The organism is Flavobacterium circumlabens, assembly GCF_004345565.1.
Classification (GTDB): Bacteria; Bacteroidota; Bacteroidia; order Flavobacteriales; family Flavobacteriaceae; genus Flavobacterium; species Flavobacterium circumlabens.
This window is the reverse complement of sequence record NZ_SLWA01000002.1, coordinates 433,246-453,652: the sequence shown is the minus strand read 5'-3', so window position 1 is coordinate 453,652 and position 20,407 is coordinate 433,246. Positions and strand designations below refer to the sequence as shown.

Annotated in this window: 15 protein-coding genes; 1 reads left to right on the top strand and 14 read right to left on the bottom strand. The window is 34.9% G+C overall.

What is annotated here, in order from left to right:
- Nucleotides 1-63: 63 nt before the first annotated feature.
- The 5 genes from EV142_RS06485 to clpB all read right to left on the bottom strand — a co-directional run bounded on the left by EV142_RS06485 (nt 64) and on the right by clpB (nt 9,072).
- Nucleotides 64-951, bottom strand: a complete 888-nt coding sequence (locus tag EV142_RS06485; RefSeq protein ID WP_132033680.1) for a carbon-nitrogen hydrolase — start codon at nt 949-951, stop codon at nt 64-66.
- Between the two features lie 111 nt (nt 952-1,062).
- On the bottom strand, nt 1,063-4,302 hold the full coding sequence (locus EV142_RS06480) for a T9SS type A sorting domain-containing protein (RefSeq protein WP_132033678.1): 3,240 nt from the start codon (nt 4,300-4,302) through the stop codon (nt 1,063-1,065).
- 285 nt (nt 4,303-4,587) lie between these two features.
- Nucleotides 4,588-5,001, bottom strand: coding sequence for a hypothetical protein (locus EV142_RS06475; RefSeq protein ID WP_132033676.1), 414 nt, complete (start codon nt 4,999-5,001; stop codon nt 4,588-4,590).
- Nucleotides 5,002-5,189: 188 nt separating this feature from the next.
- Nucleotides 5,190-6,065 (bottom strand): DUF808 domain-containing protein, encoded by an 876-nt coding sequence (locus EV142_RS06470; protein WP_132033674.1) that lies wholly within the window; start codon nt 6,063-6,065, stop codon nt 5,190-5,192.
- A 406-nt stretch (nt 6,066-6,471) separates the two neighbouring features.
- The gene (gene clpB, locus EV142_RS06465; RefSeq protein ID WP_132033672.1) at nt 6,472-9,072 is read right to left on the bottom strand and encodes an ATP-dependent chaperone ClpB; all 2,601 of its coding nucleotides are present in this window, start codon (nt 9,070-9,072) and stop codon (nt 6,472-6,474) included.
- 210 nt (nt 9,073-9,282) lie between these two features.
- Between clpB and ytxJ the strand changes: the two genes are divergently transcribed.
- Nucleotides 9,283-9,672 (top strand): bacillithiol system redox-active protein YtxJ, encoded by a 390-nt coding sequence (ytxJ, locus tag EV142_RS06460; protein ID WP_132033670.1) that lies wholly within the window; start codon nt 9,283-9,285, stop codon nt 9,670-9,672.
- A 201-nt stretch (nt 9,673-9,873) separates the two neighbouring features.
- Here the strand turns inward: ytxJ and EV142_RS06455 are convergent, their stop codons facing one another.
- The 9 genes from EV142_RS06455 to EV142_RS06415 form a co-directional block, all read right to left on the bottom strand.
- Complete coding sequence (locus EV142_RS06455; protein WP_132033668.1) at nt 9,874-11,043, bottom strand: hypothetical protein; 1,170 nt, start codon at nt 11,041-11,043, stop codon at nt 9,874-9,876.
- Complete coding sequence (locus EV142_RS06450; RefSeq protein ID WP_132033666.1) at nt 11,040-12,035, bottom strand: DUF2157 domain-containing protein; 996 nt, start codon at nt 12,033-12,035, stop codon at nt 11,040-11,042. The genes EV142_RS06455 and EV142_RS06450 overlap by 4 nt, the downstream gene beginning before the upstream one ends.
- Nucleotides 12,036-12,211: 176 nt before the next feature.
- Complete coding sequence (argH, locus tag EV142_RS06445; protein ID WP_132033664.1) at nt 12,212-13,492, bottom strand: argininosuccinate lyase; 1,281 nt, start codon at nt 13,490-13,492, stop codon at nt 12,212-12,214.
- 204 nt (nt 13,493-13,696) lie between these two features.
- Nucleotides 13,697-14,767 carry a M20 family metallo-hydrolase gene (locus EV142_RS06440; RefSeq protein ID WP_132033662.1) on the bottom strand — a complete coding sequence of 357 codons (1,071 nt, stop codon included), beginning with the start codon at nt 14,765-14,767 and terminating at the stop codon, nt 13,697-13,699.
- 213 nt (nt 14,768-14,980) lie between these two features.
- Nucleotides 14,981-15,751 (bottom strand): acetylglutamate kinase, encoded by a 771-nt coding sequence (gene argB, locus EV142_RS06435; protein ID WP_132033660.1) that lies wholly within the window; start codon nt 15,749-15,751, stop codon nt 14,981-14,983.
- Nucleotides 15,752-15,860: 109 nt separating this feature from the next.
- The gene (locus tag EV142_RS06430) at nt 15,861-16,808 is read right to left on the bottom strand and encodes an N-acetylornithine carbamoyltransferase (RefSeq protein WP_132033658.1); all 948 of its coding nucleotides are present in this window, start codon (nt 16,806-16,808) and stop codon (nt 15,861-15,863) included.
- A gap of 82 nt (nt 16,809-16,890) precedes the next feature.
- The gene (proB, locus tag EV142_RS06425; RefSeq protein ID WP_132033656.1) at nt 16,891-17,652 is read right to left on the bottom strand and encodes a glutamate 5-kinase; all 762 of its coding nucleotides are present in this window, start codon (nt 17,650-17,652) and stop codon (nt 16,891-16,893) included.
- 263 nt (nt 17,653-17,915) lie between these two features.
- Nucleotides 17,916-19,109 (bottom strand): glutamate-5-semialdehyde dehydrogenase, encoded by a 1,194-nt coding sequence (locus EV142_RS06420; protein ID WP_132033654.1) that lies wholly within the window; start codon nt 19,107-19,109, stop codon nt 17,916-17,918.
- 85 nt (nt 19,110-19,194) lie between these two features.
- On the bottom strand, nt 19,195-20,334 hold the full coding sequence (locus EV142_RS06415) for an aspartate aminotransferase family protein (RefSeq protein ID WP_132034395.1): 1,140 nt from the start codon (nt 20,332-20,334) through the stop codon (nt 19,195-19,197).
- Nucleotides 20,335-20,407 lie beyond the last annotated feature (73 nt).

Here is a 20,407-nt window from a genome sequence, read left to right as displayed (position 1 = left end):
CCTTATAAACTAAAAAAGCCGTTTCAAATTATTGAAACGGCTTTTTTTATGTAATAAAGTCAATTAATCAATTGCTCTTTTGGTAATATCTCCAAATGCATCAATTCTTCTGTCCCTGAAAAATGGCCAGTTCTGACGTACATTTTCCTGTAAATCCAAGTCTACTTCGGCGATAAGAATTTCTTCCTGATCGTGAGAGGCCTGAGCCAGAATTTCACCCTGAGGCCCTGCTATAAAAGAAGCTCCCCAAAACTGAATTCCATCAGTACCTTCCAGATATTGTTCTAAACCAATTCTGTTGGCCGCTGCAACGAAAACTCCGTTGGCAACAGCATGACCTTTCATAACATTCATCCAGGCGCCATATTGGTTTTCACCGTACTGCTCTTTTTCCTTTGGATGCCATCCTATCGCTGTTGGATAAAATAATACTTCAGCTCCCTTCAGCGCTGTAATACGTGCTGCTTCCGGATACCATTGATCCCAGCAGATTAATGTACCAACAGTTCCTTTTTGGGTTTTAATGGCCTGAAAGCCCAGATCTCCGGGTGTAAAATAGAATTTTTCGTAAAAATGAGGATCATCCGGAATATGCATTTTACGGTATAAACCTGCTTCTGTTCCATCTGTATCAATAATATAGGCACTGTTATGGTAAATTCCGGCCATTCTTTTTTCGAAGAAAGGAACAATAATGACAACTCCCAATTCTTTTGCCAGTTCGCTAAAAGCAATAAATGAAGTACTGTAAAGCGGTTCTGCTAAGGCAAAATTATCCACGTCTTCGCTTTGACAGAAATAATGGCTGCTATATAATTCGGGAAGTAAAGTAACTTCAGCCCCTTTACTGGCTGCATCTTTTACCCAGCTGATACATTTTTTCAGATTATTTTCGGCTACGTCATTCAGATTTAACTGAATAACGGCTATTTTATATTTTCTTTTCGGCATGACATAAAATTTAGAGTGCAAAAATAGTAATTTTTAGAGGGATTTATAAAATCTAATTTAGATTATCTTATCTAACTGTGTTTTATCTAAGAATTACCTTTTTATTAATTACTAATTATCATCTGTTCTTATTTTAATATAATATATGCCGGTAGATTTTCCTGAAAGATCAATTTTTTGCAGATTCCCAGATTTTACATTATGGTCATAGTTAAACATTTTTCCTAATTCATCAACAACAATAATTGAAATAACATTTTTATTATTTGGCAAATCAATATTAATAACTCCATTAGTTGGATTAGGATATAAAAATACATTATTGTTTAAAGTAGGGGTTTCAACTCCTAAAGATTGAGTAGTAAACGACATTATATCTGAATACAAAATATTATTATTATTTGCATCAATACCTTTAATTCTATAATAGTATTTTTCCCCTTTTAAAGGATTATCTAAATCCGCACTAAATGTATAGGTACTATTCCCGTACGCATAATTGGGATTGGTTTTAAGTGTTGATCCTAAACTTTCAGTTGTGCCATATTCAAATTCAATATTAGTTACATATCCTCCAATAGAATTTACATATCCTGTTAATTTAATTGAGCTGTTATTTTCGATTACGTTTCCTGCCTTTAGAAGTATCTTTTTAGAAGTATTAAAAACTCCTTCCCGACTATAAATTATATTTCCTCCGGTGAGCGCTTTTAATCTATAGAAGTATATTTTATCAGGATCTAAATTAGCTAACAATGCTGATACATATCCTGAAGAACCAGCTGAAACCAAATCTATATTTGCAGCAATAGTATTTTCATAATTTAAAACTCCGTACTCAAAAACGATATTGCTTATATCCTTACTATTTGTAATTACATAAGCTGATAATGTTACATCATTATTTACTACAGATGGATAATATAAGTTTATTTCATATTCCGATAGGGTGACAAAAGAACTGATTTGACTATAAATTTCCTTTCCTTCATACTTTGCCTTAAGCCTTACGTAATAAATAGTTTTTGGTTTTAAATCAGATAAAGTTCCGGCTATATTTTCAGTTGTATTTCCTTTGACAATTACACTATTATTGAGAATATCATATTTTGAAAAATTTTGCTCGGGACTATATTGATATTCAACATCGGTAATATCATATTTATAAGATGTTATGCTTCCAATAATTTCTGCCTTATTTGAAGAAACATTATTGATGGTATTTATTGTTATCAAATAATCTTCCTTTGTGTTAAAAATTTTCAGGTCACTATAGTAAGATACATTATCACGAGTTGCTACAATTCTATAATAGTAGGTTGAATCAGGATCGAGATCTGATACTGGCAAAGAAAAATCTATTGATGTACCAGGATTTATTGTATTTGTAGAAATATCCTGTTTATGTATTACAGCAGAATTAAAATATTCAAGACGGGCGTTATCAAAATAATCTTTATTCACACTTACACTTCCAGATAAAACTGCAGTACGGCTAAGAATATTTTCGGCCGGATTTAATTGCAAATTGAATGGTTCAAAATCTACTTCACTTTTTAATATTTTACCATATTCTCCGGATAAATAAATATCTTTCCCAACAATTGTAATACTATTGCTGGTAAATCCTGATGGCAAAGTATATATGTTTTTCCAGCTGTTACCACCATTTTCAGTTTTATACAATTTACCATCTTCATCAAAAAGATATCCGACATTTTTAGAATAAAACTTAATATAAGTATAATATTCATAAGGAATGGTAAGCTTTTTCCAATCTATTCCTCCATTTTTTGTTTTTAAAATCAAACCGTTAGAACCTGCTATATAACCATTATCTTTATCCAGAAAATCTATTGATTTTATGTCTTCCTCAGCTGTAAATACAACAGTCCAATTAGTTCCTCCGTCAATTGTTTTATATATTTTCTTATCATAATAGTTATGTGCATAACCAATATTTTCATCTAAAAATTGGATTTTAATAAAACTAGAACTTGAAAGTTCTACCCAATTTTTTCCTCCATCTGTTGTTTTTATTACTTTTGGCCGATTATATCCTCCGGAAATCACAACTGTGTTTTCATCAAAAAGGGATAAGGAATTAGCTCCTTCATCAATTATTCTAAATCCATCATTTAATGCATTCCATGTAACTCCTCCGTCTAATGTTTTAAAAACATAACCTCCATATGTACCTCCAGAAACAGCATAACCTAAATTTTCATTCAAAAATTTGAATGTAGCTATATAAGAATATCTATCATAATCTATTGAACCCACACTATTCCAGCTTTTACCTGAATCTGTTGTTTTAAAAAATGAATTTCCCGATTGAGCAAAACCTGTTTCATTTGTTAAAAATTGTAAGTTGTTAATATCGTTGTAAGTTGGAGAATTTTCAGTCCATGTTTTACCACCGTCTGTTGTTTTAATAATTCTGCCTCTGGCACCGGTAGCAAATCCTATGTTATCATCTACAAAGTGAATCCCGTAAATACTAGTATTATATATACGTCCAATTTGAAATCCTGCCCAATCCCATGTAAGACCGCCATCTGTTGTTTTAAAAATTACTCCGTGATCTCCTGCTGCATAACCAACATTTTCATTTAAAAACGAAAATGTATATATAGCATCAGAAATTGCGGGGATTTCTGTCCAGGTTTCTCCACCATCTGTTGTTTTATAAAGATCATGATGTTCACGGGTTGCAAAACCAACATTTTGATTGATAAAATAAACGGTAAAAAAATTAGAGGGAGTACTATTAGAAGTCATGGTTGAATACCAATTAACTCCGCCATCAATTGTTTTAAGCATTGTTCCGTTATTGCATGCTGCGTGTCCAATTAGCGATGTCGTAAAAAAAGTTTTATTAACGGTTACATTGGGGATATTTAAACTTATCCAGGTACTACCTCCATCTAGTGATTTAATAATACTATTTGAACTTGAAATAATGATTATTGTTTCATTAACGATAGTTACAGTGTTAAAATTAGCTACAAATCCTGTATTCACTTGTGTCCATGAAGTACCGGAATCAAGTGATTTTAATATATAGCCATCTTTACCTACAATATAACCTAAATTATTATAAAATTTCAAATCATTACCGCTATTAATATTTTGCTTCTTTTTCCAGCTTATACCAGAATCGACAGTCTCTAATATTTCATTATCGTTTAAGATAAATCCGGTACTTTCAGATATAAATTTAATTTCCTTACCGGTTTTATAAGAAGGGGTAGGATTTAATAATTTCCAATTATTTTGAGAAATTATATTTGAAGTAAAGCAAAAAAATGAGAAAAAAGCAATTATGCAATAGTGTAAAGGTTTTATCATAAGAGATTAAGGGTTTGAAATATATCGCAAAAATAAACAATTAACATAACCAAAACTATTTTTAAATTAACCTATTATTTCATACAAATAAATCAACTTTAAACTTATAATATAATAATTTATCATGAATGAGTACAATTTTAATTAGATCAGAAAAATTGATGTAATTAAAACATCTTACAAATAAAAACACCAATCTGAGACTGGTGTTTAATTGAAAATAATGATGAAATTATTTAATAGAACTTAACTAATTAGCTTTCGTTTTTAAAGGGTTAAAGTGAATTAATCAATAACCACTTTCTGAATTATAAATTCAGTTTCTGATTTTTTGAATTTAATTTCGAAAGTTCCTTTTTCTGCCGATTTAAATTTATAAACTGCTTTTTTAGGGGTCGGAACCTGTTGCGTACAAACCTCAGGATATTTTACTTCTACCTGTAAACCTTTTACGGTACCAATGGTTGCTTCTGTAAATTTGTTAAGCTCTCCACAAGAGTTGTCCGGTAAAAAAGTAACCTCATAACTAAGTTCTGTGTTTACTTTTCCGGTTGCAGGTCCCGTTACTTCAGTTGCCAAAGCATTTTTTACAGTTTCCTTTACAGGATCAGGTGTTTTGTCATCATCACTATCACAGGATGCAAATAATGTTAACGAGAATAATACTAATAAAACTGATTTTAATCTAAACTTTTTCATAATAAATATTTGTTTGTTATTTTATTATGAAGAGGGGAATACATTCATAAGGTTGCTTACAAAAAATGTTAAATAACGAAAACAAAATAGTAAACAACTGGTTACCAAATTTTTATTCTTGAAAAAAAAGTATAAAAAAAACACCAGCTTTGCAGCTGATGTCCTGATATTGTCTGAATATGATTTAATTAATGTGCTTTCTTTCCGAAGATTTTTTTGAAAAGATTTACAATTCCCAAAACTATAAATCCGGCTACCAGTCCAATTATAAATTCTTTTAAAATGGAAGGAAATTGCGGTAATAAATGATGTAAAAATTCAATATTATGAACAAATAAACCTCCGGAGACAAGAAGTAAAGCGATTGTACCGATCACTGTTAACGCTTTAATAACTATTGGAAGCGCCTGTACCAGTATGTTTCCTATAGTTTTCAAAAGACTTTTTTCTTTTTTACTGTGCTGAATCATCTTAAACCCTACTTCATCCATTCTCACGATTATGGCTACAATCCCGTAAACACCAATGGTTGCAATCAGCGCAACGATTGAAACTACTGCAATCTGTGATGAAATAGGTTTATCAATTACGGTTCCTAAAGCAATGATTACTATTTCTACCGACAGAATAAAGTCGGTCACAATAGCTGATTTTATTTTATCTTTTTCGATAGCCAGAATTTCTTCCTCTGTGAGTGTTTCTTCAGTTATTCCTTCTGAAGCGTGTTCGTGGGGAAATATAAATTCGTATATTTTTTCTGCACCTTCATACGCCAGGAAAAGGCCTCCAAGCACTAAAATCACAATGATTGCAATGGGAAAAAAGGCGCTTAAAAGAAACGCAATTGGCAGAATAATGATTTTGTTAAGAAGTGACCCTTTGCTAATTGCCCATAAAACGGGAAGTTCCCTTGAAGAAGCAAATCCTGAAGCTTTTTCGGCATTAACGGCTAAATCATCACCCAAAATACCCGCAGTTTTCTTTGCTGCTACTTTGCTCATTACGGCAACATCATCCATGATTGCTGCGATATCATCTAATAGTACGAAAAAACCTGATGCCATTATATTTTTTTATTTTATGAATTACGTAATTAACTGGATTTCAGAACCTAATTTAATTAACGTTATTTATTTTTTACGTACGCGAATCTACTACTTTTTTATCAATTTTTTCCTAAAAAATTAGCTGCACTGTCCTAATAGCAACCAGATAATTACAAAGACAAAGATAGTACCGAAGCATCCCCCTCCTAATTTTTTCGCACCATAACCTGCTATTAATCCTCTAAAAATATTGTTCATGATTTTTTGTTTTAAGTTATTCGTAAATTTCTGTACTTAATTTTTAATTTGATTTATATTACTTTTCAAAAAAGTTTCATTATTCACGGATTTCAAACTTTAAAAAAAAAAGCACCAGCCTTTCAGCTGATGCTTCCCCAATTTAATAATTAACTAAACAAAATCATTAAACTTTATGGGTCTGGTTTCTGAAAACCAGTTTTCCGTCGAAAGCATCAATTAAAATGATACTATCGGTTGTAATAGTGTTGGACAGAATTTCTTTCGACAACTGATTCAATACCTCTCTCTGGATAACACGTTTTACCGGCCTTGCCCCAAATTGAGTATCATAACCTTTATCTGACAGATATTTAATTGCTTCGGGAGTGGCATCCATTGCAATACCTTGTAAGGCCAGCATTTTGGTTACACTCTTAAGTTGTAAGCTCACAATTCTCGAAATATTTTCTATCGTTAAAGGTGTAAACAATACAATTTCATCGATACGATTTATAAATTCGGGACGTACAGTTTGTTTCAGTAAACCTAAAACTTCCACTTTTGCAGCTTCTGTAGCAGCTTCGATTCCGCCTTTCCTATTATCGAATTTCTCCTGAATAATCTGACTTCCCATATTGGACGTCATAATGATAATGGTATTTTTAAAATCAGCCAGACGCCCTTTATTATCGGTTAGTCGGCCTTCATCTAAAACCTGCAATAAAATATTGAAGGTATCCGGATGTGCTTTTTCGATCTCATCCAGCAAAATCACGGAATAAGGTTTTCTGCGTACCGCTTCTGTCAATTGTCCTCCTTCATCGTAACCCACATATCCCGGAGGCGCTCCTACCAAACGACTCACACTGTGGCGTTCCTGGTATTCACTCATATCAATACGGGTCATGGCATTTTCATCGTCAAATAGATATTCCGCCAAAGCTTTTGCAAGCTCTGTTTTCCCCACTCCGGTAGTTCCTAAAAACAAGAATGTCCCAACAGGTTTTTTCATATCCTGCAAACCGGCACGGCTTCTTCTAACAGCATCACTTACGGCTTCAATCGCTTCTTCCTGACCTACCACTCGTTTGTGTAATTCATCCTCCAGATGCAACAGCTTTTCTCTTTCGGTCTGAAGCATTTTCATTACCGGAATACCAGTCCATTTTGCGACTACTTCAGCAATATCTTCGCGCGTTACTTCTTCTTTAATCAAAGAATTACCGGATTGGTATTCCTGCAATTGTTTTACTAAAACATCCAGACGTTCTTGTGCTTCCTTGATTTTTCCGTAACGGATTTCAGCTACTTTTCCGTAATCTCCTTCACGTTCCGCACGTTCTGCTTCATGCTTGAAATCTTCTATTTCTAATTTTACAGCCTGAACCCCATCTACGACATCTTTTTCAGATTTCCATTTGGTGTAGATTTCATTTCGTTCCTCTTTCAGGTTGGCAAGATCCATTCTTAAAATCTTAAGCTTGCTCTCTTCTTTTTCGCGTTTTATGGCTTCAATTTCGATTTCAAGCTGCATAATTTTACGATCCAGCACATCTAGTTCTTCCGGTTTTGAATTGATTTCCATGCGTAATTTGGAAGCCGCTTCATCCATTAAATCAATTGCTTTGTCCGGTAGGAAACGATTGGTAATATAACGCTGCGAAAGTTCTACCGCTGCGATAATAGCTTCGTCTTTTATCTGAACTTTATGATGTGTTTCGTACTTCTCCTTGATACCGCGCAAAATTGAAATCGCGCTTTCGGTATCCGGTTCATCAATTAAAATCTTTTGAAAACGACGCTCTAAAGCTTTGTCTTTTTCAAAATATTTCTGGTATTCATCTAAGGTTGTTGCTCCAATTGCTCTCAATTCTCCACGAGCCAAAGCCGGTTTTAAAATGTTAGCAGCATCCATCGCGCCTTCTCCTCCGCCCGCTCCAACCAGCGTGTGAATCTCATCGATAAATAAAACAATATCACCTTCTGCGGCAGTCACTTCTTTTACTACCGATTTTAATCTTTCTTCAAATTCTCCTTTGTATTTGGCGCCGGCAATCAATGCCCCCATATCCAGAGAGAAAACAATTTTGTCTTTCAGGTTTTCAGGCACATCGCCATCTACAATTCTATGCGCCAGACCTTCTGCTATGGCTGTTTTACCCACTCCGGGTTCACCTACTAACATTGGATTGTTTTTGGTTCTGCGGGTCAGGATCTGTAACACGCGTCGGATTTCTTCATCACGGCCGATAACGGGATCCAGTTTTCCGGTACGCGCTAATTCGTTCAGGTTTTTAGCGTATTTATTTAACGAATTATAATTTTCCTCCGCGGATGCCGAAGTCACTCTTTCTCCTTTTCTAAGTTCCTCTATAGTTGCTTTTAATGCTTTTCCCGTAACTCCCTGATCTTTTAAAATCTGGGACACTTTACTTTTTGAATCAAAAATTGCCAAAATTAAATGCTCGATCGAAACGTATTCATCGTTCATTTTCTGGGCAATGATTTCAGCTTCATTCAATGCTTTTTTTGCGTCTCTTGAAAGCACAATATCTCCTCCTGAAACTTTAGGAAAGCTTTGAATGGTTGAATCTAAAATCTGCAGAAACAAGGGTACGTTTACATTGAGTTTTTTCAAAATAAAGGGGGCCACATTTTCGTCCACTTCAAAAATAGCCTTTAGAATGTGTTCGTTTTCGATTTGCTGTTGCCCGTATCGTTGCGCCAACTGCTGTGACAGCTGAATCGCTTCCTGAGATTTAGTTGTAAATTTATTTATGTTCATGATTGGTATGATTTAGGTTTCTTATTTTAATTCTAAAAATTCGATATCATCAAAATTTGATTTTATTACATCAAAATTTAATTTTAAATGATATAACTTTGCTACTATCTATTCAAATTATAGTCCATAGTAAAAATACAGACATAATGGCGTTAAAAGTTGAGAATTCACCAATAACAAATGCCAAAAAGTCATAAAAACAGTCAAAATATGAGTTTTTTAAATTCAATCTTCGGAGATTCAGAAAAATCTGATTCACAAAAAAGCAAAGTAAACTGGATTCCTCTTACAAATTTAGCACAGTTAGAAGATATACAAACCCTTTCTAATGTTAAGCCTGTTGTAATTTTTAAACACAGTACAAGATGCAGCATTAGCCGGATGGCTTTGAAACAATTTGAAAGAGAGTATGATCTGAAGGAAACAGTTGATGCTTTCTTTTTGGATTTAATTGAACACCGTGATGTGTCTAATGAAATCGCCAACCGATTTAACGTCTATCACGAATCACCTCAATTGATTTTAATCAAAAACGGTAAGGCCGTTTACAACGTTTCCCACAGTGATATTGATGCTGAAGCTTTGAAAGCTAAAGTTTAGGAAAGGTGGGGGAAGTTATGAGTTATTAGTCATGAGTTAGGAGTACGAAATAGAAATAGAAATAGAAACAAAAAAAGTAAAACCCTGAATTTTGCAGTTCAGGGTTTTACTTTTTTTGTAGTTTAGGATTTATGGTTTATAGTTTATGGTTCAATTCTAACTTATAACTTATAGCTCATAACTCTTAACTCCTGAAAAAAATCAAAAATTCCCTTCAGATCCTCCTCCGCTAAAACCTCCTCCTCCAAATTCCATTGGGGATTCCGGTGATTTTACTTCTGGTTTCATTCCAAATGTTGAAGCGATAAGTAGTGCTTCGGCATTTAAAAAGGCATTTGAATTGGCTATTCTGTCCGGTTTAAATGTTAATCCGGTTTCTTTGTGTTTTAATTTTCTGATGGATAAAAATGCTATGGCAAATAAAACCAAGCCTCCGAGTGTTAATGCAATTTCTATTGGTAAAACCGAATAATAAAACCTGAAGCTGTAGAAGGAAAAAGCAACCGCGGCAAAACTAATCCACAGCATGATCCGGTCTTTGTTTTTTAAAGCAAAAAACAAGTATAAAACCGGAATACCAAATGTAAATATCCAAAAGAAAAATGCAAACGGAATTTCAGGACTTACTTCATAATAAGTATCGGCCAGGCTTGCTGAAAATTCCCGAACCACTAAGTAATTTCCCGAAAAATACAGCAGGATTAAACTCATATTTTTTATTAAAACAATTCCCTTATAATAGAATGGTTCGTCGAGTTTACTTATAAGTCTTCGGCAAAAGTAATACGTTCCTATGCCGTAGAACATCATAAAGAAGGGCAAAATTGCCTGTCCTGCTTCCAGAAAATCAAATATAGCATATCCTAACGTTGCCGTAAAGGCGAGGTAAAAAACCAATGCGGAGAGCAAATGTACATAACGCAAATACGATATAATGGAAGCGATTGTCACAGCAATTGTAATGGCCAATATATTATCACCATCTGTCGAAACTCCCACAGCAAAACCAATATTCAACTGCAAACCTAAGATAAAAGCATCATCCAGGCCGTGATTGTGATAATCCTGTTTGGTGAGAATTTCAGATCCCACAACACCGATTATTGCAAACAGATAGGGAAATATTTTCCAGCTCTCATCCATTCCCGAAAGACCCAAAAGGGAAACCACACCACACAAAGACGAATACAAAAAGGAACCTAACAAAAAGAAACCGATACGTACGAGAATATTATTATGACTGTTAAGCACAGGAAGTTCTTTTTTTATAAAGTCAAGCTGCTCTTTTCCTATAAAGCCTGCGTTTTTTAATGAATCTGCTTCATCAATTAAAGCTGAATTTTTTAACTTACTCTTATTTAATAGTATCATTCGGCGATTTCTTTATTGAAGTTCTTAATTAATTTGATAAACAGAATTATGGAACCAATGAAATAGGCAGGGATAACCATAACAAATAAGACCCAAATATCTGAAAAGTCTATATTTTCGAAAATCCTGAAAATAAAGATATTTATTCCGATGTAAGCATAGATAATCATAAAAACAAACAAGGATATTGCCTTTACTTCATGGCTGATTTTATAAAAATAAAAACTGGATCCGGCCAGAATAATAGAAAAAGCAAACCAAATTCCCTTATGTTCGTTAACCAAATTGCTAATGGAAGCGATACTGATCATGTGCAGTGCAAATGTCAGGTAGATGAGATTAAAGTGTGTTTTTAGTTGAATTCTTGAACTATAAATTGTCCATAGTATTAATAAACCTCCTAATATGACGGCAGAATAACTTAAATCCTGATGTGAATAGAAATCGTTTTTAAGCAAATCCTGCGGTGTTACCGAAAAACCGACATACGCTGTCAAACCTGTAATCGCGATCGTCAATACACTTTTATTGTCAAAATAATACGCGCAAAAGAAACTCACCAGCGTCGGAACCAATGTTGCCAGACCATAATGCGTGCCGAAAGGTTTGTATTGAAATTGCAGATAACCTATAAAAATACACGTCAGGATATTCGCAGCAAGTACCAGATATTCTAAAACAGGACTTTCAAAAGCCGTTTCTGATTTCTGAAATCCTTTTGAATTCTTAAAACAAAAATAAAAACAGATTACTATAACAATAAGCAACAAAGACAAAATTGCAATATGTCCGATCGTGTCAATGTTTTGATAAATCAGGATTCCGATTCCGGATGTAAAAAGCAAAACTCCTAAATACAGAAACATTTTTAATTCCGCATTTAATGAAAAAATACCTGAACTTCGATAATTTTTTATCTGAACCAGTTGTTCTTCGGTAATGAAATTTTTCTCAAAAAGAGTTTGAGTTGCCTGTTCTTCAAATTTTGCCATAGTCTTATTTTAAGATAACTGATACTCAAATGTATGTATTTAGCATGGATTTTCTGCCTTAAATAAAAAGGATTTATTCAAAAAAAATGCGTTATGAAATCATAACGCATTTTATATTTTTAAATGCAACAACTACTAAAGTAGTTTTCAATAATTTTCTTAAAGAAATGAATCCACTAATAGCTGTTAAGCATTTTAAGTTTTATGGCATCCAGACACAAATTATTAATACTGCCTTCGTGTGTATGTTTAGTTTCTTTTGGAGAGGTATAGGTTCCTTCTTCCAGTTGTTCCGCCACCGCTTTGTAGGCATCTCTAAATGGCATTCCGGCCACAACCATTTCGTTTAAAGTATCTACGGTGAACAAATAATCGTATTTTTTATCTTCTAAAATATGCTGTTTTACAGTAATATCTTTTATGGAAAAAATAGCGATATCCAAACACGCTTTTAAGTTTTGAATAGCCGGAAAAAGACCTTCTTTTAAAAGCTGCAAATCCCTGTGGTACCCACTTGGAAGATTATTTGTGATTAAAGTAATTTCGTAAGGCAAAGCCTGAATTTTATTGCATTTCCCTCTGATTAATTCAAAAACATCCGGGTTTTTCTTGTGTGGCATAATGCTGGAACCTGTGGTAAGATGTGATGGTAAACCAATAAAATCAAAGTTCTGACTCATATACAGACAAACGTCCATGGCAAATTTTGATAAGGTTGCAGCTACACTGCTCATGGCAAAAGCTACTGTTTTCTCAGCTTTTCCACGGCTCATCTGAGCGGCAACAGCATTGAATTTTAAAGTTTCAAAACCCAATTCCTGAGTGGTAAATGTTCTGTTGATTGGAAACGAACTTCCGTAACCTGCAGCTGAACCCAATGGATTTTGATCTACAATCCTGCCCGCTGCATTCAGCATGGTGATATCGTCAATCAGGCTTTCGGCGTATGCAGAAAACCACATTCCGAAAGAGGAAGGCATTGCAATTTGCAAATGTGTATAACCCGGTAATAATACATTCTGGTGTTTTTCTGCGGATTCCATCAGCAAATCAAAAAGTGTTTTTACCTGCTCTTTTAGGGCTTTTACTTCGTCTTTTAAATACAAATGAACATCCACCAAAACCTGATCGTTACGCGAACGGGCGGTATGAATTTTTTTTCCGGCATCTCCCAGTTTTACCGTTAATAAATATTCGATTTTAGAGTGCACATCTTCAAAGCTGTCTTCTATTATGAAGTTTCCTTTTGCAATATCTTCGATGATTTCATGTAATGCCTCCACTAAAGAATCCGTTTCTTCTGAAGTTAGCAATCCGATCTGACCCAGCATTTTTGCGTGTGCAATAGATCCTAAGGCATCATATTTTGCCAGCACCAAATCGAGATCTCTATCGTTTCCCACAGTGAAATGTTCGATTTGCTTGTCTGTTGGTATTCCTTTTTCCCAAAGTTTCATAACTTAGATTTTTAGACTTCTTAGATTTTTAGCTATTTAGACTCTTTAGACTATTAGATTTTTGGATCTTATTTTCTAATTATTCCTAAATGTTGTTGTTTATACTTTTGGTTTTCTAGCCCCGATAGCAGTGGAAATCCTTTTATTTTTTTCTTTAAAAAATAAAAGATTGGAACGGATAGCGGGATTAGCTCCTGATTACTATTATAATTTAAAGAAATCGGTTAGTATTTTGATATACAAATCGACTCCTTCTTCAATTTCATTGATAAAAATAAATTCATCTGCCGAATGCGACCGCAAGGTTTCTCCAGGTCCCAATTTTAAAGACTGACAACTCAAAACCGACTGATCGGAAAGGGTTGGCGACCCATAAGTCGTTCTTCCTAAATCGATTCCGGCCTGAACTAAACCGTGCGCAACCGGAATTGAGGAAGCGTTTAAATGCATTGATCTTGGCGTAACTTCAGCATTTACATTTGCTTTAACAACGTCAAGGATTTCAGTATTCGAATAACAGTCCGTTACCCGAATATCAACCACTAAATCACATTCTGACGGCACGACATTGTGCTGTTTTCCGGCACTAATTTGCGTTACGGTCATTTTAACGGGTCCTAAAACCTCGGATATTTTATCGAATTTATAATTTTCAAACCACTCCATTACCGGAATTGATTTGTATAAAGCATTATCGTCGTTCTGATGTGCGGCGTGACTTGCCGTTCCTTTTACTTTTACATCCAGAACCAATAATCCCTTTTCGGCAACAGCGAGCTGCATTAAAGTTGGCTCCCCTACAATGGCACAGTCCAGTTCCGGTAAATGCTGCAAAACGCTGTTTAAACCACTTTTACCACTGCTCTCTTCCTCTGCGGAGGCTACTACTACTATATTATATGGTAAATTTTCGTTGTCATAAAAATATACAAACGTGGCCAGTAACGAAACCAGACAGCCTCCCGCATCATTACTTCCTAATCCGAATAATTTGCCGTCTTTTTCGATTGCCTTAAACGGATCGTTGGTATAAGCCTGATTGGGTCTTACGGTATCGTGATGTGAATTCAGTAAAAGCGTTGGTTTACTCTCCTTAAAATGTTTGTTGAAAGCCCACACATTATTGTTTTCTCTCTTGAAAGGAATTTCATTTTGATGGAACCAATTTTCTATTAAAAGTGCGGTTTGATCTTCTTCACTTGAAAATGAAGGGGTTTCGATAAGGTTTTTTAATAAACTAATTGCTTCCTGGGTAAGCGTTGCAATATTTTTCATAGTTATGGTTTCTTTGCCACGAAGGCTCAAAGTCACAAAGTTTGTAATTGATTCTTGTTACCAATTTTGTGACAATTTTAATTTGCGCTAATTTCTTAAATTAATATTTAAAATGTCTTCTGTGGTTATGTTTTTTTGCCACGAATTACACAAATTTTCACTAATTTTTTAAAATTTTAATTTGCGGAAATCTGTGTAATTCGTTGCAACTTTTTATAATGTTATAGTAGTATGCAAAACGTCAGGATTCTGAAGCATTTTGTGGTGACCGATCTTGATTTTCTGAACACCTCTGGATAAACTATTAAAACAATTATCTAATTTGGGAATCATTCCGGAATGGATTACTTTCTCTGCTTTTAGCGTATGGTACAACTGTTCATTGATGGCTGTAATTACCGAGGAATCATCTTCAGAATCCTTTAAGACGCCTTGTTTTTCAAAGCAGTAGGTTAACGTAACATCAAAAACTTCAGACAAGGCAATTGCTAATTCGCTTGCAATCGTATCGGCGTTGGTGTTTAATAATTGTCCATTTTTATCGTGTGTAATCGCGCAGAAGACAGGAATAATTCCGTTTTCAAGCAAAGTAGCCAGTAATTTTGTGTTTACCTGTTTTACATCACCCACAAAACCATAATCGATTGTCGGATGATTTCGTTTCACGGACTGAATTAAATTTCCGTCAGCCCCGGAAAAACCAATGGCATTGTTGTCTTTCGATTGCAATTGCGCCACGATATGTTTATTGATCTGACCTGCATAAATCATTACTACCACATCCAGCATGGGAGCGTCTGTAATACGTCGCCCTTCGATCATTTGCGGGACCAGGCCAATACTTTCAGCCATCTTTGTCGCGGATTTTCCTCCTCCGTGAACCAACACTTTATACCCTTCAATTTTAGAAAAATCAGTTAAAAACTGTTCTAATTCGGTTGGATTATCAATTATGTTTCCACCTATTTTTATTACTGTTACCATTTTTTTTAGGTTCAGAGGCCCAGAGGTTCAAAGGTTCAAAGGTTTTATAAAGGTTTTATAAAGGTTTTAGACCTTTGCTCCTTTGCAACTTTGCACCTTTGTACCTTATTTATAGCTTTTTTAAAATCTTCTGCAACACCAATTGTGCTGCATACGTTCTGTTATTCGCCTGCTGGATTACGATTGAATTCTCGCTGTCTATCACTTCGTCCGTTACAATTACGTTACGACGTACCGGAAGGCAATGCATGAATTTTCCGTTGTTGGTTAATGCCATTTTTTCGGCGGTAACAGTCCACTCGGGATCAATATTGGTTACTTTCCCGTAGTCCTTAAAATTACTCCAGTTTTTAACGTAAACAAAATCAGCATTTTCGAAGGCTTTGTTTTGGTCGTATTCGATTTTGCAGTCTTTTGTGATTTCCGGACTGAGTTCGTAACCTTCCGGATGTGTGATCACAAAATCCATGTTTTTTTGCAGCTGCATCATTTCTACAAATGAATTGGCTACTGCCTGAGGCAATGCTTTAGGATGTGGTGCCCACGAAAGTACCACTTTTGGTTTGTGTTCTGTTTTGTATTCTTCCATCGTAATCGCATCTGCCAAAGACTGAAGCGGATGACGAACCGCACTTTCCATGTTTACAATCGGAACGGTTGCATGTTTTAAGAATCCAGAAATGACAGTTTCAGCATAATCTTTCTCTTTATCTTCTAAACCTGCAAAAGCACGAATTGCGATCATATCACAATATTGCGAAACTACTTCTGCGGCTTCCTTAATATGTTCTGAAGCTCCTGAATTCATAACGGCTCCGTCTTCAAATTCCAGTGTCCAGCCTTCGTTAGTGAAGTTCATGACCATTACATTCATTCCCAGATTTAAAGCAGCTTTTTGCGTACTCAGACGCGTTCTTAAACTCGGATTGAAAAATAACATCCCTAAGGTTTTATTTTTCCCTAAACTTTGATTTTTAAGCGGATTCTTCTTGATTTTTAAGGCACTTCTTACCCATTTTGATAATGAGTTGATATCTTTAATTGAAATATAATTCATATTTTTTTTGTTTAATCGTTAATTTGTTAACTGTGTATTTGTTTATCGATTAACCGAATTAACGATTAAACAAATAAACATTTTATACAATCTTTGTGAACGGAATTTCATCTTTTAATGCTTTTAAAATAAAATTATCATCTAATCCGTTGACAATCCAGGTTTCTATTCCAGCTGCTTTTGCAATTCCGGCTGCTTCGATTTTGGACTGCATTCCGCCGGTTCCGTGTGATGATTTTGATTCGCCGATTTCTTTTTCCAAAAGTTTTAAATCCTTTACTAATTTTATGGTTTCCGGAACTTCATTGTGAATGGAATCCTTGGTGTAAATTCCGTTTGTATTAGTAGCTATAATCAGCATATCAACATTTAGCAGCACTGCCGTTAAAGCGGCTAATTTATCATTATCCCCAAACCGGATCTCATCTGTGGCAACGGTATCATTTTCATTAATAATCGGAATGTAATTGTTCTCCACCAAAACGTTAATGGTATTGACAATGTTTACTTTCGACTGGTCTTTTTCGAAATCAGAATAAGACAATAAACACTGGGAAGTCAATAATCCCAAATCACTGAAGTTTTCATGGAAAATCCGCATTAAATGAGGCTGTCCAATTGATGCCAAGGCTTGTTTCAAGGCAATTTCTTTACCTTTACTTTCCAGTTTTACAAATTGTCTGGCGGCTGCAATGGCTCCGGAACTCACGATTACGAATTCATAATCCTTGTTTAAGGCTGCAATCTGCATTCCGATATCTTCAATCTTTCCCCGCGAAATATGATTAGTTTCTTTGGTTAAAGTATTACTTCCTATTTTTAATAAAATCCTTTTTTTAGTCATTTTTTTTGAGTAGCTAAGGTTCTTAGTGGCTAAGGGCCTAAGTTTTATATTGTTTTTTTACCGCAGGGGGTGCTAAGTTTTTTTTATATTTTGACGCTTATAAACGCAATCCCGATAGCGATCGGGACGCAAAGCTTTGTCTTAATAAATTCCAAATTTTAAAAATCCAAATTCCAATTAAACTGAACAAAATTGCAATTATCAAAATACTTCATTGAAACTCCAAATTCCAATCACAATCTAAAATTATCTCAATTATCAAATTATCTAATTTGGCCTTCTCCGTAAACGAACCATTTATTGGTAACCAGATGCTGCAATCCAATTGGTCCCCTTTGGTGCAATTTATCTGTACTTATGGCTAATTCTCCGCCTAAACCAAATTGTCCTCCGTCTGTAAAGCGGGTGGAAGCGTTCTGATAAACGGCTGCTGCGTCAATCGCTTCCATAAACTCCTGTGCTGCTTCATCATCTCTGGTAATAATTACAGCCGAATGTCCACCGCAATATTTGTTTATTTTTTCGATTGCATTTTCCTTTGAATCAATTGTTCCAATGACAATTTTATAATCTAAAAACTCTTCGTACCAAATATCTTCATTTTGAAGTGTTGCTGTATCTTCGAAATTTTTTAAAGATTCATCCACAATAACTTCAACCTTATATTCTTTTAATTCTTCGATTAAAATAGCGGTAAAACCTTCAAAGTTGGGCAATTTTGAATCTATTAAAACTTTATCAACTGCATTACAAGCTGAGATTTTTGATGTTTTGGCATTCAAAATTACTTTTAGAGCCAAATCCGTATCTGCTTTTTCGTGAACGTAAACAAAATTATTGCCGCGTCCGCTTACAATAACCGGACAGGTTGCGTGTGCTTTTACAAACTCAATTAGTTTTTCTCCTCCTCTCGGAACAATTAAATCTACTTTTTGAGTTGGTTTTTCTAAAAAAGCCTGCGTTTCTGCACGATTATAATTCAGATACTCTACCCACTCTTTTGAAATTCCGTTTTCTTCTAAAGCCTGATGCCATAGATCCACAATTTTCAAATTCGATTTTAAAGCTTCTTTTCCTCCTTTTAATAAAATCTTATTTCCGGATTTAAAGGCAATTCCACCTGCTTCAATAGTAACATCGGGACGGGATTCGTAAATAATCAGAATCGTTCCGAAAGCGGCCGTTTTGTTGATCACTTTTATTCCATTATCATGTATAAAATGAAAACGTTCTACTCCAACCGGATCTTCCTGGGAAGCCAGTTGGTTCAGGGACAAAATCATCTCGTCGACTTTTTTATCATCTACTTTCAGGCGTTCTTCCATTGCTAAATCGGAGCCATCGTAAGCCTGCAAATCCTTCTGGTTGGTGAGAATTATGCTGCTCCGCTCCTGCCCGACGAGCTTTGCCATGGACCGCAAAACCAGATTTCGCTTTTCAATTGATAATGGATTCATTTTTTTGGTTTAATTGGTTAATCATTAATTCGTTTAATCGATTAACCATTTAAACGATTAAACGAATTAACAGTATATGGTAAACTTAGTTTTGAAGCTCTTCTAAACTTTCTTTTAAAGCTAAGATAAAAGTATCAATGTCTGATTTTTTCACTGTTAATGGCGGCAAAATTCTCAACAGGTTTTTGTTGTTGGCACTTCCGGTAAAAATATGTTTTTCGATAATTAATTTTTTCCTCAATGCCGCAACATCAAAATCAAATTCAATTCCCAGCATTAATCCTTTTCCTTTTATTTGTTTGATTCCCGAAACTTGTTTGATCTGCTCTGCGAAATATGCTGAAACTTCATTTACATTTTTCTGTAAATCCAGTTTTTCGATTACATCCAGCACTGCAATTCCTGCTGCACAAGACAAATGGCTTCCGCCGAAAGTGGTTCCTAATAATCCGAAACTTGCTTCAAATTTTGGTGAAATTAAAATGGCTCCAACCGGAAATCCGTTCCCCATTCCTTTCGCAACCGAAATAATATCAGCGTTGATTCCGTGGTGTTGGAATGCGAAAAACTTTCCGCTTCTTCCGTATCCGGATTGCACTTCATCCAAAATCAGAACCACGTCATGTTTTTTACAAGCTTTTTCCAAAGCCTGAAAAAATTCGGTTGTTCCTTCATCTAAACCTCCAACTCCCTGAATTCCTTCGATAATTACACTGGAAACATCTCCTTTTTCCAGTTCTGCTTCTACTAATTCGATTTGGTTTAAAGGCAGAAAAGTAACTTCCTGCTGTGCATTTATCGGGGCTATAATTTTCTTGTTATCTGTAACGGCGACAGCTGCAGAAGTTCTTCCGTGAAACGAATTATGAAAAGCCAGGACTCTTGATTTTCCGTTATGGAAAGACGCTAATTTCAAAGCATTTTCATTCGCTTCAGCACCGGAACTGCACAAAAACAATTCGTACTCTTCCAGGCCGGAAAGTTTTCCTAATTTCTGGGCCAGTTCTACCTGTAAAGGATTCTGAATGGCATTCGAATAAAAACCCAAATGATCCAGTTGATTTTTCAATTTGGCCACATAATCGGGCTGAGTGTGTCCGATAGAAATTACACCATGACCGCTGTATAAATCTAAGTATTCTGTTCCGTTTTCATCTGTAATCGTGCAATCTAAGGCTTTTACAGGGGTAATATTATATAAGGGGTAAACGTTAAATAAGTTCATGTTTTTTTGTTTATTTTGTTTCATGTCTCAGGTTTCAGGTTACTCATAGAACGTGAAACCTGAAACTTTAAAC

Coding starts and splice junctions, on each gene's coding strand:
- EV142_RS06475 (WP_132033676.1), bottom strand. CDS start 5,001: ATGAAAAAGTTTAGATTAAAATCAGTTTTATTAGTATTATTCTCGTTA.
- EV142_RS06415 (WP_132034395.1), bottom strand. CDS start 20,334: ATGAACTTATTTAACGTTTACCCCTTATATAATATTACCCCTGTAAAA.
- argH (WP_132033664.1), bottom strand. CDS start 13,492: ATGAAACTTTGGGAAAAAGGAATACCAACAGACAAGCAAATCGAACAT.
- EV142_RS06430 (WP_132033658.1), bottom strand. CDS start 16,808: ATGAATTATATTTCAATTAAAGATATCAACTCATTATCAAAATGGGTA.
- proB (WP_132033656.1), bottom strand. CDS start 17,652: ATGACTAAAAAAAGGATTTTATTAAAAATAGGAAGTAATACTTTAACC.
- EV142_RS06440 (WP_132033662.1), bottom strand. CDS start 14,767: ATGAAAAATATTGCAACGCTTACCCAGGAAGCAATTAGTTTATTAAAA.
- EV142_RS06420 (WP_132033654.1), bottom strand. CDS start 19,109: ATGAATCCATTATCAATTGAAAAGCGAAATCTGGTTTTGCGGTCCATG.
- EV142_RS06450 (WP_132033666.1), bottom strand. CDS start 12,035: ATGGCAAAATTTGAAGAACAGGCAACTCAAACTCTTTTTGAGAAAAAT.
- ytxJ (WP_132033670.1), top strand. CDS start 9,283: ATGAGTTTTTTAAATTCAATCTTCGGAGATTCAGAAAAATCTGATTCA.
- EV142_RS06485 (WP_132033680.1), bottom strand. CDS start 951: ATGCCGAAAAGAAAATATAAAATAGCCGTTATTCAGTTAAATCTGAAT.
- clpB (WP_132033672.1), bottom strand. CDS start 9,072: ATGAACATAAATAAATTTACAACTAAATCTCAGGAAGCGATTCAGCTG.
- argB (WP_132033660.1), bottom strand. CDS start 15,751: ATGGTAACAGTAATAAAAATAGGTGGAAACATAATTGATAATCCAACC.
- EV142_RS06480 (WP_132033678.1), bottom strand. CDS start 4,302: ATGATAAAACCTTTACACTATTGCATAATTGCTTTTTTCTCATTTTTT.
- EV142_RS06455 (WP_132033668.1), bottom strand. CDS start 11,043: ATGATACTATTAAATAAGAGTAAGTTAAAAAATTCAGCTTTAATTGAT.
- EV142_RS06470 (WP_132033674.1), bottom strand. CDS start 6,065: ATGGCATCAGGTTTTTTCGTACTATTAGATGATATCGCAGCAATCATG.